General features: G+C 72.9%; 8 protein-coding genes. 5 read left to right on the top strand and 3 right to left on the bottom strand.

Annotated elements, in window-relative coordinates; translation table 11 throughout:
* Positions 1–129 precede the first annotated feature (129 nt).
* Together ABT123_RS29210 and ABT123_RS29205 are read left to right on the top strand one after the other, a co-directional pair.
* Positions 130–729, top strand: coding sequence for a GNAT family N-acetyltransferase (locus ABT123_RS29210; protein WP_351320087.1), 600 nt, complete (start codon positions 130–132; stop codon positions 727–729).
* Between the two features lie 101 nt (positions 730–830).
* Complete coding sequence (locus tag ABT123_RS29205) at positions 831–1,412, top strand: dihydrofolate reductase family protein (protein WP_351320085.1); 582 nt, start codon at positions 831–833, stop codon at positions 1,410–1,412.
* A gap of 284 nt (positions 1,413–1,696) precedes the next feature.
* Here ABT123_RS29205 and snpA read toward each other — a convergent pair whose 3' ends face one another.
* Positions 1,697–2,365, bottom strand: a complete 669-nt coding sequence (gene snpA, locus ABT123_RS29200; protein WP_351320083.1) for a snapalysin — start codon at positions 2,363–2,365, stop codon at positions 1,697–1,699.
* A 221-nt stretch (positions 2,366–2,586) separates the two neighbouring features.
* Between snpA and ABT123_RS29195 the strand changes: the two genes are divergently transcribed.
* The 3 genes from ABT123_RS29195 (at position 2,587) to ABT123_RS29185 (ending at position 5,941) form a co-directional block, all read left to right on the top strand.
* On the top strand, positions 2,587–3,522 hold the full coding sequence (locus ABT123_RS29195) for a LysR family transcriptional regulator (RefSeq protein WP_351320081.1): 936 nt from the start codon (positions 2,587–2,589) through the stop codon (positions 3,520–3,522).
* Positions 3,523–4,134: 612 nt separating this feature from the next.
* A complete protein-coding gene (locus ABT123_RS29190; RefSeq protein ID WP_351320080.1) occupies positions 4,135–5,046 on the top strand; it encodes a DUF4097 family beta strand repeat-containing protein in 912 nt (303 codons plus the stop codon).
* 1 nt (position 5,047) lies between these two features.
* Positions 5,048–5,941, top strand: a complete 894-nt coding sequence (locus ABT123_RS29185; RefSeq protein WP_351320078.1) for a helix-turn-helix transcriptional regulator — start codon at positions 5,048–5,050, stop codon at positions 5,939–5,941.
* Between the two features lie 99 nt (positions 5,942–6,040).
* Here the strand turns inward: ABT123_RS29185 and ABT123_RS29180 are convergent, their stop codons facing one another.
* Both ABT123_RS29180 and glyA read right to left on the bottom strand, forming a co-directional pair.
* Positions 6,041–12,040, bottom strand: coding sequence for a non-ribosomal peptide synthetase (locus ABT123_RS29180; protein WP_351320076.1), 6,000 nt, complete (start codon positions 12,038–12,040; stop codon positions 6,041–6,043).
* On the bottom strand, positions 12,037–13,437 hold the full coding sequence (gene glyA, locus ABT123_RS29175) for a serine hydroxymethyltransferase (RefSeq protein WP_351320074.1): 1,401 nt from the start codon (positions 13,435–13,437) through the stop codon (positions 12,037–12,039). Before glyA ends, ABT123_RS29180 begins: the two co-directional genes overlap by 4 nt.
* Positions 13,438–13,639 lie beyond the last annotated feature (202 nt).

The following is a 13,639-nucleotide window of genomic DNA, read 5'->3' as shown; positions in this document are numbered from 1 at the left end:
TAGCAGAACCGCCCAGGTGGGCCAAGGAGCGTTCCGGCACCTCATGGTGCCGGAACACTCCTTTCCGCATGATCCGGCCAACTCTAGGATCACTCACGGTTGTTGACGCGTGAGCGAAGGGTGAGACCAGTGGGGCTGGACATACGCCAGGCAGGGCCGTCGGACCGGGACGCGGTGGCGCGGCTGCTCGACGAGGCCTTCCGGAACGACCCGGTGAGCAGCTGGGTCTTCCCCGACCCGGAGCACCGGCGCGCGGTGCACGGGAAGTTCCTCGGGGTGTTCGTGGACGTGGCGCTCGAGCAGGGCCGGATCGACTACGCCGTGGACGGCTCCTGCGCCGCCCTGTGGCTGCGGGTCCCGGCCGGGGAGCACGAGGACGAGGACGAGGAGGACATCCCGGCGAAGATGCGCGCGGTGGCCGATCCGGACAACGAGCGCTGCGAGCTGGTCGGCCGGCTGACCGGCGAGGTGCACCCGACCGCCGAGGAGCACGAGTACCTGCTGATGATCGCGGTCGATCCGGCCCGGCAGGGGGAGGGGCTGGGGACCGGGCTGATGCGGCCGGTGCTGGACGCCTGCGACCGGGACGGCGTACCGGCGTACCTGGAGGCGAGCAGCGAGCGGAGCAAGCGGCTGTACGAGCGGCTGGGCTGGGAGTTCACCGGGACGGCGGTACAGCTGCCGGACGGGCCGCCGATGTGGCCCATGTGGCGCAAGCCGCGCGGCTGATTGCACGGCTGGGTGCGCCGCTGATTGCGCAACCACTTCATGTGTAGTACTTTGCTCGAAGTGCTTCGAGTTGGAGTGCTGCTCATTCAGGGGGGGATTCTTTGCGCAAGCTGACCTATTTCGTCGCCACCTCGGTCGACGGCTTCATTGGCGGGCCGGACGGCAACGCCGACTTCTTCAACCAGTGGCTGGACCCCGAGTACCGGGACTGGATGGCCGCGGAGTACCCGGAGACCCTGCCCACTCATGTGCAGGAATTCTTCGGGATCAAGGACCTCGAGGCCCGGCGCTTCGACGCGGTCATCCAGGGCCGCGGGACGTACGAGGAGGGTCTCAAGCTGGGCATCACCAGCCCCTACGCCCACCTGGAGCAGTACGTGGTCAGCCGCTCGCTGGCCACCTCGCCCGACCCGGCCGTCGAGCTGATCGCCGGGGATGTGGTGGCCCGGGTGCGCGAGCTCAAGGCGCAGGACGGTCTCGGGATCTGGCTGTGCGGCGGCGCCGACCTGGCCGGGCAGCTGGTGGAGGAGATCGACGAGTTCGTGGTGAAGACCTACCCGGTCGTGGCCGGGTCCGGGGTGCCGATGACCCGGGCCGGGTTCGGCGTGCGGGAGGTCGAGCTGCTCGGGGTGAAGGGCTTCGGGGGCGGCCAGGTGGTCTCCACCTACGCGCGCAAGCGCTGAACCGGGTCTCCGGGTCTCCGGGTGAACCGGTTTCCGGGTGAACCGGAGCAAAGCGGACTAATGTAGACATATGAGCGGTCATGATCAGTATCGTCATCTGACGGTGGCCCCGCAGGCCGGGCACGAGCAGCTGTTCTGCCCGGCCTGCGGGCGCCCTGTCGATACGGTGCTCAGGCGGCGCAAGGTCCTGGGGGCCTTCGTACCGGCGTGGGGCCCGGGTCCCTGCCGGAACCCGGAGTGCCCTGAGTACGAGCCCGGCGCGCCGTAGTGGTGGGAGTTCCGCTCTAGCGCTGGGCGACCAGGCCGTTGCGCCAGAGGTAGTCGACGCGTGAGCGCTCCGCCCCGTTCGGCTGCGCGTTCTGGCAGGACGTGCCCGGCCCGCCGCCCGACATCAGCTCGCTGCACGGACCCGAGTAGTGGTCCGGCAGGCCGAGCACGTGCCCGGTCTCGTGGGAGGTCACCCGGGTGGAGTTGTACTGCTGGTTCTGCCGGTAGTCGAGGAAGATGTAGCCCCGGCCGTGCCCGTCGGTGCTGGCGTACGAACCGCGCGAGTCATTGCCCTCGTAGTACGCGAAGTTCCCGCCCGAGGAGACCTCCTGGAGCTTCACGTTGGACACCGAGCTGTTCCAGATCTGGGTGGAGCGGGCTATCTGGGTGCGGAAGCTGGGCGCATTGCGGGTGTTGTAGGTGACGGTGACCGCGAGCGCGCCCGGGTTGGCCTTGCGCTGCTCGGCCACGGAGCGCTGCACGGCGTCGAAGAAGGCGCGGTTGGCGTCCGCGTTCTCCTGTGACCGTTCGTACGCGGCATAGCTCGCGGCGTTCCCGGCCGGCATCGGCGCCGGGGCCGCGCCGGCGGCGGGGGCGGTGACGCCGAGGGCGGTCGCGAGACCGAGTCCGATCACGGTGGCCAGAACGGCCTTACGGGAGCTGCTGGTGCGTCGGGAGTGGCGCATGGTGGGGGGCTCCTCCTGAATCCGGTGCGGGGGGTGGGTGGTTCCGGTACCGGAGTCTGGGGGAGCCGGGGTGGCCGGCGGATGATGTCAGCGCTCGATAACACCGGGCTATCGGGAGGGTGGCGGACTGGCCAACTCTGGCCAACTCGCTTGAAAATGGCGGGAATAGGTGGGGTGTTAGTGGCTGGTGCGGTCTGCGGGCCGCGTCCTACTCTCGGGTCATGGAGCTCGAGGTGAGGCATCTGCGCGCGCTGTGCGCCATTGCCGACGCCGGCAGTCTGCACAAGGCCGCCCGGCAGCTCGGCGTCAGCCAGCCCTCGCTGACCACGCAGCTTCAGCGGATCGAACGGGCTCTGGAAGGGGAGCTGTTCCTGCGCGAGCGCACCGGCTGCCGGCCCACGCCGTTCGGGCGCACCGTGCTCGGCCGGGCCCGGCCGCTGCTGGCGGAGATGGCCGCGCTGGTCGCAGAGGCGCGGGCGCAGGCGCACGGCCAGCGGCTGCGGATCGGCTCCACCGCCAGCCGGGCGCTGCCGGGCTGGCTGCGCAGGCTGCACCGGCGGCTCCCCGACACCGAGACCACGCTGGTGGTGGACGTGTCGGCGAACGCGCTGCTGCGGATGGTGGCGGCCGGGCAGCTGGATGTGGCCTTCGTCCACGAGGTGGAGGGCAGCCCGCTGCGGGTGCCGGCCGGGTTGCAGATGCGGGTGCTGATGGAGCGCGAGCCGCAGTTCGTGTCGATGGCCCGGAACCATCCGGCCGCCCGGCAGCCGGTGGTGGACCTGCAGGACTTTGCGCGGGACCGGTGGACGGTGGACCCGTCGGTGGACGGCGAATGGGACGGCCTGCGGCGGGTGTTCGCCGGCGCCGGCCTCGACCCGCCGGTGCTGCACACCGACTACCACACTGCGGCTTCGCTGATCGTGTCGGGCGAGGCGGTGGCGCCGTGCCAGCCGACGTCGGGGCCGCGGGACGACATGGCCATACGGCCGCTGCAGGGTGATCCGCTGGCGGTGCGGTTGCTGTTGGCGACGCGGCCGGGGGCGCATGCGGAGGTGTACGCGGACCTGCGGGCGGCCTACCGGGAGCTGGCGCTCCGAACGGCCCCATACCGCGCCTGGCTCCACCGCACAGGCAGCCCCCTCTTGTCCGCGGCCTAACCCCCTTGCGGGGGCCGGGCCCGCTTTCCGGGGCTGCGCCCGTACAGGCTCCGCCCGGCAGGGCCGCGGGGCTGCGCCCCGGCCGCGGGGCGGCAGGGCCCGCAGGGTATGCGGGCTTCGCCCGGCCCCCGGTTCCGGGGCTCCGCCCCGAGCACGGGACACCGGCCCCCGCACGGCGCGCGGGCCCCGCCCAGCACCCTTCCGGGGCTCCGCCCCCGGCTTCCCGGCCGGTGAGTGCTGCGCCCCGGACCCGCTTGCGGGGCTCCGCCCGCGGCCCCCCCCGGCCGGTGGGTGCTGCGCCCGGACCCAGGTTCCGGGCTGCGCCCCGCCCCGCGGTGGCTGCGGGCTTCGCCTGGCCCGTTTCGGGGCTACGCCCCCGGCCGGGCCCGCCGCGGGGGGCTTCGCTCGGGCCCTGCTTTGGGGCTGGGGCCACGCCCCCGCGCCCCCAGGGGGTGCGGGCTCCGCCTCTGGGCCCGCTCCGGACGGGCCGGGCCCGCAGGGCGGGCGGGGCTTTGCTCGGGGCCGGCCTTGACTTGGGTGGGGCGCGATATATCGTGTTAGGCGGAAGACGCGATATGTTGCGTCGCGTTCCGACGAGGAGGATCCGCACCCATGGCCGAGCAGACCTGGTCCATCGCCGAGCCGCAGAAACTCACCTTCGAATCCCCGGTGAAGCGCCTGCGCGTCCGCGTCCTGGACGGCACCGTCAACGTCGTCGGTACCGACGAAGGGCCGGCCCGGCTGGAGGTCTCCGCCGTGGACGGCCCCCCGCTGCACATCGTGCAGGACGGCGACACCCTCACCGTGTCCTACGAAGACCTGCCCTGGAACGGTTCCCAGGGCCTGCGCGAATGGTTCGACTCCAAGCCGTGGGAGAGCTGGCGGTCCGGCTCCGGCCGCAAGGCCTGGGAGCGCAGCGCCGTCGTCACCCTCACCCTGCCCGTCGACGCCCGCGTCCAGATCGCCGCGGTCGGCGCGGCCTCCGTCGTCTCCGGCATCCGCGGCGGGACCGAGCTGCACGGGGTCTCCGGTGACGCCACCCTCGTGCGCCTGTCCGGCAGCGTCCGCACCCGCACCGTCACCGGTAGCGTCGAAGCCCAGTCCGTGAACGGGGACTTCCGGTTCCGCTCCGTCTCCGGCGGACTCACCCTCGTCGACGGCTCGGCCGGCACCGTACAGGCCGAATCGGTCAACGGGGACATGCTCCTCGACCTGGCCCCCGACCCCGCCGCCGAGCGGCCGGTCGACATCAGCCTCAATTCCGTTTCCGGGCAGGTCGCGATCCGGCTCCCGCACCCGGCCGACGCCAGGGTCGAGGCCAGCACCACCAGCGGCGGCATCTCCAACGCCTTCGAGGACCTGCGGGTCTCCGGCCGGATCGGCTCCAAGAAGATCACCGGCACGCTCGGGGACGGCACCGGCACGCTCCGCGCCACCACCGTCTCCGGGTCCATCGCCCTGCTGCGCCGCCCCGACAACTCTGAGACGTCGGCCCCCCTTTCGTTCGACAAGAAGGTGCTCTGACATGCCGCCCGTCTTCGCCCACGGCCGCCTCCGCCTCTACCTGCTGAAGCTGCTGGACGAGGCGCCGCGCCACGGGTACGAGGTGATTCGCCTGCTGGAGGAGCGCTTCCAGGGCCTGTACGCGCCCTCGGCCGGCACCGTCTACCCGCGGCTGGCCAAGCTGGAGGCCGAGGGGCTGGTCACGCACGCCACCGAGGGCGGGCGCAAGGTGTACTCGATCACCGATGCCGGCCGGGCCGAACTGGCCGGCCGCAGCGGTGAACTCGCCGACCTGGAGCTGGAGATCCGCGAGTCGGTTTCCGAACTGGCCGCCGAGATACGCGACGACGTCCGCGGCGCAGCGGGCGACCTGCGGCGCGAGATGCGCGCCGCGGCCTCTGCCTCCGCCACCCCCGACCCGGGCCCCTCGGACGATGCCTGGGCCGCGGCGAAGGAGGAGCTCCGGCGGGCCCGCCAGGAGTGGAAGGAACAGGCCCGCCGGGCCAAGGACGAGAGCCGCCGGGCCCGCGAGGAGGCCCAGCAGGCACGCCGGCAGGCCAAGGAGGCGCAGGACAAGGCCCGCGAGGAGGTCCAGCGGATCGCCGGCCAGCTGCAGGAGCAGTTCGCCCGGTCCGGCCTGTCCGACATCACGGACAAGCTCGGGGCTTGGCTCGGTGGCACCGGCCCGGCCGAGCCGGCGGCCGAAGCGCGCAAGACCGGCTCCGCATGGGCCGCCGACCTGGCTCCCACCGGGGATCCGGCCCGCGATCTGGACCGGCTGCTGGACCGTTTCCGCGACGACGTCCGCGACGCGGCCCGCGACCACGGGGTGACCACCTCACAGGTCGAGGAGGCGCGCCACCGCCTCTCGGCCGCCGCGGCCGACCTCACCTCGGCCCTGCGCACCCGCGGCTGACCTGACCTGACCCGGCACGCGCGCAGCCCCCCGGCCTGTCACGGCCGGGGGGCTGCGGTGCTCGCCCAGGGGAGGAGGTGAGCCGGATCAGAGTTCGGATCAGAGGGTCTTGCGGTTCTCCGTGACTCGGGTGCGGAGCGTGGCCAGGGTTGCCGTCAGCGTCTCCTGGACCGCGTTCAGCTGCTCCTCGGTGAGCTCGTGGTGCTTGGTGTTGTCGCGGACCTCCTCGGCGAAGCGCTCCAGCATCCGCTTCAGCCGGCGCTGCGCGTCCTTCGGGTCCTTCGGCTTGTTGCCGCCCCACTGCATGCTGCTCTGGATGCGGTTGTCGATGTCCTCCTGGATCCGGGCGTTGAAGTCAGCGCCGGAGTACTGCTCGCGGTAGGACTCCTCCAGGTTCTCCTTGAGCTGCTGAGCCTGGTCCTGAGCCTGAGCGCGCATCTGAATCACCGATTCCTTCGTTTCGTTCTTGATGGATTTCACGGTCTGCTTGATCGACTTGCCGAGTGCGGGCCGGCTCTTGGCCGTTGCGGGCTTCAGGTGCCCGGACAGCTCCGCGATGGTCGGGTGCTGGAAGAGCAGCCGGATGGAGACTTCCAGTCCGACGGTCCGCCGCAGCCGGCCGATGATCCTGGTCGCCTTCAGCGAGTTGCAGCCGAGGGCGAAGATGTTGTCGTCGATGCCGACCCGCTCGACGCCGAGCACCTCGGCGAACACCCCGCACACCGCCTCTTCCTGCGGGGTGCGGCCCGGGCGGTGGCCGGCGTCCGCGGCGGTGTCCGCGCCGGGCTCGGGCAGGGCGTCCCGGTCCACGGTCCCGTCCACCGTCAGCGGCAGCTCGTCGAGCGTCACCACCGTGGCCGGCACCATGTGCTCCGGCAGCTGCTGCGCCACGAACTCGCGCAGCTGCTCGGCGGTCACGCCCGCCGAAGCGGAAGCCACCGTGCCGCCCACCCGCAGCGGTACGACGTACCCGACGAGCTGGTCGTCGCCGCCCGGGCCGTCCGCCGCGCGGGCGACCACCGCCGCCTGCGACACCGCCGGGTGCGCGGCCAGCACGGCCTCCACCTCGTCGGTACGGAACCGCCGCCCGCGGATCTTCACCTGCGAGCCGCCGCGCCCGATCAGCTCGAGCCGGCCGTCGCGGCCCCAGCGGGCCAGGTCGCCGGTGCGGAACATCCGGGCCCCGGCCGGACCGAACGGGTCCGGCAGGAACCGGTCGGCGGTCAGGGCACCCCGGCCGTGGTAGCCGCGGGCCACCCCGCCCCCGACGTACAGGGCTCCGGTCACGCCCGTCGGAACCGGCGCGAAGGACTCGTTCAGCACGTGGAACCGCAGGCCGTCGAGCGGGTCGCCGAGCGGCAGGGTTCCGGTACGGGTTCCCGTACCGGCGGAGTCCTCGTCCCCGGCCGGCACCGTGAAGGCGGTGGCCCGGACCGTTCCGGCGGGGCTGTAGCTGCCCACCACGCGGACCCCCGGGATCGCCGTACGGACCCGCCGGGCGAAGGAGGCGAGCACCGGTTCGCCGGTGAGGACGACCGTCCCGGCCCGGAAGGCACCGGCACCGGCACCGGCACCGGTGGAGCCGTTCAGCAGCCCGGCGAAGAACGGCGCGGTCGTGCTGATCACATCGCCCGACCAGCCGCCCCGCTCCGCCAGCGCCCCGAGGTCCTGGACCACCTCGACGCAGGCGCCCCCGCTCAGTGCGGCGAGGATCTCGAAGGCCACCGCATCGCCGTGCGGCGAGGCCGCCAGCAGCCGGGTGCCGGGCGTCAGACCCGCCCCGGACGCGAACCCGGAGACCCCCTCGACCAGCGCGCGGTGGCTGATCGCGGCACCCGCCGGCGCACCGTCCTGCTGCGGCGCCCGCCGCAGCCAGGCCAGCTGCTGCGGGGCGGCGGGCACCGCCGCGACGCGGTCCCCGGCGCCCGGGACGGCGTACGGAGCGTCGACGTCCGCCTGGGTGAGCACCAGTCCGGCGCCCGCCTGGGCCGGCAGCGGATCGCGCTCCGGGCCGGACCGGCCGGAGCCGACCAGCACGAACGCGGCACCGGACTTCAGCGTCGCCAGCAGCGCCACGGCCAGCTGAGCGGAGCGCGGCAGGGCGAGCCCGACCACCGCCTCCGGTCCGGCACCCAGCCGGACCAGGTGCCGGGCCAGGGCATCCGCCCGGCGGTTCAGCTCCCCGTAGGTCAGCGAGAGCCCGCCGGAGACCACTGCGACCGCGTCCGGGGCCGAGGCCGCCTGCCGCTCGACGAGAGCGGGCAGGGTGTCCGCGGTGACCGAGGCGGCGGTGACCGCCGCGCGGTAGCCCGCGATGATCCGGTCGCGTTCGACGTCCAGCAGCACGTCGACCGCGTCGACCCGCAGGTCCGAGTCGGCCAGCAGCTGCCGGAGCACCCCGTGGAGCCGCTCGGCGATGTCGTCGACCGCCTCCTCGGTGAACAGGTTGCGGTGGTACTGCAGGTTCAGCCGGACATGCGGCTCGGTCTCGACGATCAGGGCGAGCGGGTAGTTCGCGGCGCCCTCCGCACGGATGCCGGTCACCTCGACCCCGGCCGCCGCGGTCGCCTCCGCGATGCCCACCCGGTCCACCGGGTACGACTGGAACGCCACCAGGGTGTCGAACAGCGTGTCCAGTCCGGTGGCCTGGTGGATCTCGGTCAGGCTGTGGTGGTGGTGGTCCAGCAGGACGGACTGCCGGTCCTGCAGGCCGGTCAGCACCTCGGCGAGGGTGTCGCCGGGGGCGTACCGGACCCGCACCGGAAGGGTGTTGATGAACAGTCCGACCATGGACTCCACCCCCGGCAGTGCCGCCGGCCGGCCGGAGACCGTGGCACCGAACACCACGTCCCGGCGGCCGGTGAGCTCACCGAGCAGCACCGCCCAGGCACCCTGCACCAGGGTGTTCACGGTGACACCCAGCTCGGAGGCCTTCCGGAACAGGCTGCGGGACTCGTCCTCGGACAGTCCGAGCCCGGCCGATCCGGCGCCGGAGGCCTGCGCCCGGGGCGCGGTGGCCGGCACCAGCAGGGTCGGCTCCTCGACCCCGGCGAGCTCCTCGGCCCAGGCCTTGGCGGTCTCCGCGCGGTCCTGCCGGTCCAGCCAGGCCAGGAACTCGCGGAAGTCGCGGACCCGGGGGAGCCCGGAGGCATCCCCGTCGGAGGCGTACAGCCGCAGCAGGTCCTGCATCAGGATCGGCTCGGACCAGCCGTCGATCAGCACGTGGTGGGTGGTGAGGACCAGCTCGTGGCGGTCCTCTCCGAACTGCACCAGGGTCAGGCGCAGCAGCGGGGGTGCGGTGCGGTCGAAGTGCCGGGCGTAGTCCTCGGTCAGGAACGCCTCGAAGGCCGCGTCGCGCTCGGCAGGGGCCAGACCGGTCAGGTCGACCTCCTGCCAGGGCAGCGCCACACCGTCCACCACGAGCTGGACGAGGTTGTCGTCGGAATCGGGTACGAAGGCCACGCGCAGGTTTGCGTACCGGTCGAGCAGGGCCTGGCCGGCGGCCCGCATCCGGGCGGGGTCGACCGGACCGGACAGGTGGAACACGGTCTGCATCTGGTACGCGTCGTAGCCCGTGTCGTTGAGCGTGGACTCGAAGAGGATGCCGGACTGCAGGGCGGTCAGCGGCCATACGTCGGACAGCCCGGGGTAGCGCTGCTGCCAGGCCCGGAACTCCGGGGAGTCCGGCGAGGCCAGCGGGGCGGAACCGGCCGCCTCCGCTGCCGGGTCCGTGCCCGTGGCGACCACGGCGAGCGCGGCGACCGTACGGGACTGCAGGATCTGGCGCGGGGTGACCTCCAGGCCGCGGGCGCGGGCCCGGGTGACGACCTGGATGGCGCGGATGCTGTCGCCGCCGATGGCCAGGAAGTCGTCGTCGATGCCGATCCGGTCGGCGCCGAGGACCTCGGCGAACACCCCGGCCAGGGTCTCCTCCTCGGCCGTGCGGGGGGCCCGGTAGGCGGCCGTGGTGAGCTCCGGCTCCGGCAGCCCCTTCCGGTCCAGCTTGCCGTTCGGGGTGAGCGGCAGCTTCTCCAGGGTGACCACGGCGGCGGGCACCATGTACTCGGGCAGCCGGGCGGCGGCCGTCCTGAGCAGCTCCTCGGTGTCGAGGGCCGGCGCGCCGGCGTCGCCGTCGCCCGCCTCGGGCACCACATAGGCGACGAGCCGGTTCGAGCGGGCCACGACCACGCTCTGCCGCACGGCCGGGTGGGCGCGCAGCACGCTCTCGATCTCACCGAGCTCCACCCGCAGGCCGTGGATCTTCACCTGGAAGTCGGCGCGGCCCAGCAGCTCGATCAGGCCGTCCGGGCCGAACCGGGCGACGTCACCGGTCCGGTACAGGCGCTCGCGGACCTCGCCGTACGACCACTCGATGAAGCGTTCGGCGGTGCGCTCGGGCTGGTTCAGGTAGCCGCGGGCCAGACCGACCCCGGCCAGGTACAGCTCGCCGGGAACGCCCGGAGGCACCGGCTGGAGGGCCTCGTCGAGGATGTAGGTGCGCTGGTTGGCCATCGGACGGCCGTACGGGATGCTCGTCCAGTCCGGGTCGGCCTTCTCCACCTCGAAGATGGTGGAGTGGATGGAGGACTCGGTGGCCCCGCCCATCACGATGAACCGCAGGTCGGGGGCGAAGGCGCGGACCCGCTCGGCGAGCGGGACCGGCACCCAGTCGCCGCCGAGCAGGGCCAGCCGCAGTTGCGGCAGCGGGTCGGCGCCGGTCTGCTCCAGCTGGTCGGCGAGCAGGCCCAGCAGGGCCGGGGCGGAGTTCCAGACCGTGACGCCCTCGGCGGCGGCCAGTTCGGCCCAGTGGACGGGGTCCTTGGTGCGGCCGGCGTCGGGAACGATCACCGTGCCGCCGGCGGCGGTGAGGCCGAGGAACTCGTAGACCGACATGTCGAAGCTGGGCGAGGACAGGGCGAGGACGGAGTCCTCGGGGCCCACCGCGAAGCGGGTGTTCAGGTCGGCGATGTTGTTCAGGACGCCCAGGTGCCGCAGTGCGATCGGCTTGGGGGCACCGGTGGATCCCGAGGTGTGGATGATGTAGCAGAGGTGCTCGGGGCCGGCGACGGGCTCGGGGTTGTGCTCCGGCAGGGCGGCCAGGACCTCGGCGTCCCGGTCGACCAGGACCAGCGGCGGGCTCTGCTCGTCCAGCTCGGGCAGGTTCGAGGTGAGGTCCTCGCGGCTGATCATCACGGCGCAGGAGGTGCCGTTGACCATGATGGCGATCCGGTCGGCCGGGTAGTCCGGGTCGAGCGGGACGTACGCGCCGCCGGCCTTGAGGACGGCGAGCTCCGCGATCAGCAGGGCGGGGGAGCGGTCCAGGCAGAGGCCGACCCGGACATCCGGGCCGACGCCCAGGGAACGCAGGTGGTGGGCCAGGCGGTTGGCCGCGGCGTTGATCTCCCCGTAGCCGATGCGCCGGCCGCCGTGCACGACGGCGGTGGCCTCGGGGGCGCGCTCCACCTGGGCCTCGAAGGCCTCGTGCAGGGTGCCGTGGGCCGGCAGCGGGGTCTCGGTGCGGTTCCACTCGACCAGGGTGCGCTGCAGCTCCTCGTCGGTGAGCAGCCGCAGCAGGTTGACGGGCTGCCCCGGGGACGCCAGTGCGTCGGTGAGCAGCGTGCGGTAGTGGTCGAGCAGGCGGACCGCGGTGTCGCGGTCGAAGAGCGCGGCGTCGTAGTGGAGTTCCAGGGCCTCGCCGCGGACGAGCAGCTGGAGCTCGTACGGGGCGTGGTCCCGGGCGGGGGTGCCGTCGGCCGCGAAGGCGACGACCGGGGTGGCGGTGGCGGTCCCGGCGGTGCCGGCCGCGGCCAGCTCCTGCAGGGTGGCCGCGCCGTCGACCGGGAAGCGGGTCTCGCCGTCCGGGCCGGCCAGGGCGATCCGGTCCTGGCCCGTGTAGCGGAAGAGCAGGGCCGCGAAGGCTGCGGCCAGTACGCCGGTGGAGCCGGTCCCGTCGGCGGCGGCCGGGACCTCGATCTCGAGCTGGGAGTGCGCCACGGCCGAGCACCGGGGCGCCACGTCAGGAAGGCGCGGGCGGTCCGTCGGTACGAGCACCGGCGCCCAGGCCTCCTGGGAGGCGTCGTGGGTACGGTCGTGGATCATGGTCCGACTCCGATCAGTGTTGTCTCGACGCTGGTGACGCTGCTGGGGCTCTCGATGGGCAGGGGGTGCCGGGCGCAGAGCCAGCGCACCTCCTCACGGATCGTGGCGACCAGTGCGGGGTCGATCCGGTACTCGGTGTCCGTCAGCGCGGTGGTGGCCTTGAGGACGGTGTGGAGCAGCTGTGCGCACTCCGCCATCTGCTCCGGGCCCATGCCGCGCTGGGCGAGGATGTTGGTGCCCAGGCGCAGACCGCTGGTGACCAGCGGCGGCTTGGTGTCACCGGGGATGCGGTTGCGGTTCGCGAGGATCCCGCACTCCTCCAGGGCCCGTTCGGCGATCACACCGGTCAGGCCGACGTCGGTGGTGTCCAGCAGGACGATGTGGTTGTCGGTGCCGCCGGTGAGGATCCGGTAGCCGAGGGAGGACAGTTCGGCGGCGAGCGCGGAGGCGCTCTCGACGATCAGGCGGGCCGTCTCCTGGAAGCCGGGTCCGGCCGCCACCGAGAAGGCGCGGGCCTTGGCGGCGATCGAGGCGGGGCTGGGAGTTCCCTGCGACTGCGGGAACACGGCCCGCTGGATGAGCCGGCCGAGCGGGGTGCGGCCGTCGGGACCGGGCGTCTTGTACTCGCGCCCGCTCAGGATCAGGCCGCCGCGGGGGCCGCCGAGCTGCTTGTACGTGCTCATGGTGGTGATGTGGGCGACGTCGACCGGGCTGGGGTGCACCCCGGCGGCCACCAGTCCCGCGATGTGGGAGATGTCCGCGAGCAGGTACGCGCCCACCTGGTCGGCGACGGCCCGGAACCGGGTGAAGTCCACGGTGCGCGGGTAGGCGCTCGCCCCGGCGATGATGACCTTGGGGCGGTGCTCCAGGGCCAGGGCCTCGACCTGGGCGTAGTCGATCCGGCCGGCCTCGTCCAGGCCGTAGTGGACCGCGTGGTAGTGGCGGCCGGTGACCGAGGCCCGCGAGCCGTGGGTGAGGTGACCGCCGGCGTCGAGGTCGAGGCCGAGGATGGTGCCGCCCGGTGGGACGAGCGCGGCGAGGACCGCGAGGTTGGCCGAGGAGCAGGAGTGCGGCTGGACGTTCGCGTACTGGGCGCCGAACAGCTGCTTGGCCCGCTCCACCGCCAGGTTCTCGACCCGGTCGAACTGCTGGGCGCCGGGGTGGTACCGGGCACCGGGGTAGCCCTCGGCGGTCACGTTGGACAGGGCCGCTCCGCCGGCCGCGAGGACCGAGGGGTCGGCGATGCTCGCCGAGGCGATCATCGCGAGGGTCGTGTTCTGCTGGCCCACCTCCGCGTCCAGCAGCGAGGCGAGCTCGGGGTCGGTGTCCTGCAGGGAGTCCCATCCGATGCGGAGGAGCTCGCCCTGTGCACCGTCCACCACTAGCTGACGTTCCATCACCAGTACCTCATCTCGCGCTTCCAGCGCCTCGAAGGGCTATAACTGCCCGTTGCTTGTGGACTGTTTCTGCCGGCCGTCGAACGTGTCAGGTCGGTTCGGTTCGGCCGGGTTTCGGATCAGTGGGTGCGGTCCTTGTTGAAGTGGCTCATGGCCCAGAAGAAGCCGAGGACGGCGATGCCGAGGATCCAGGCGGCGGCGA

The organism is Streptomyces sp. NPDC002054, from assembly GCF_040296685.1.
In the GTDB taxonomy this organism is placed as follows: domain Bacteria; phylum Actinomycetota; class Actinomycetes; order Streptomycetales; family Streptomycetaceae; genus Streptomyces.
This window is presented reverse-complemented; position numbering and strand designations above follow the sequence as displayed.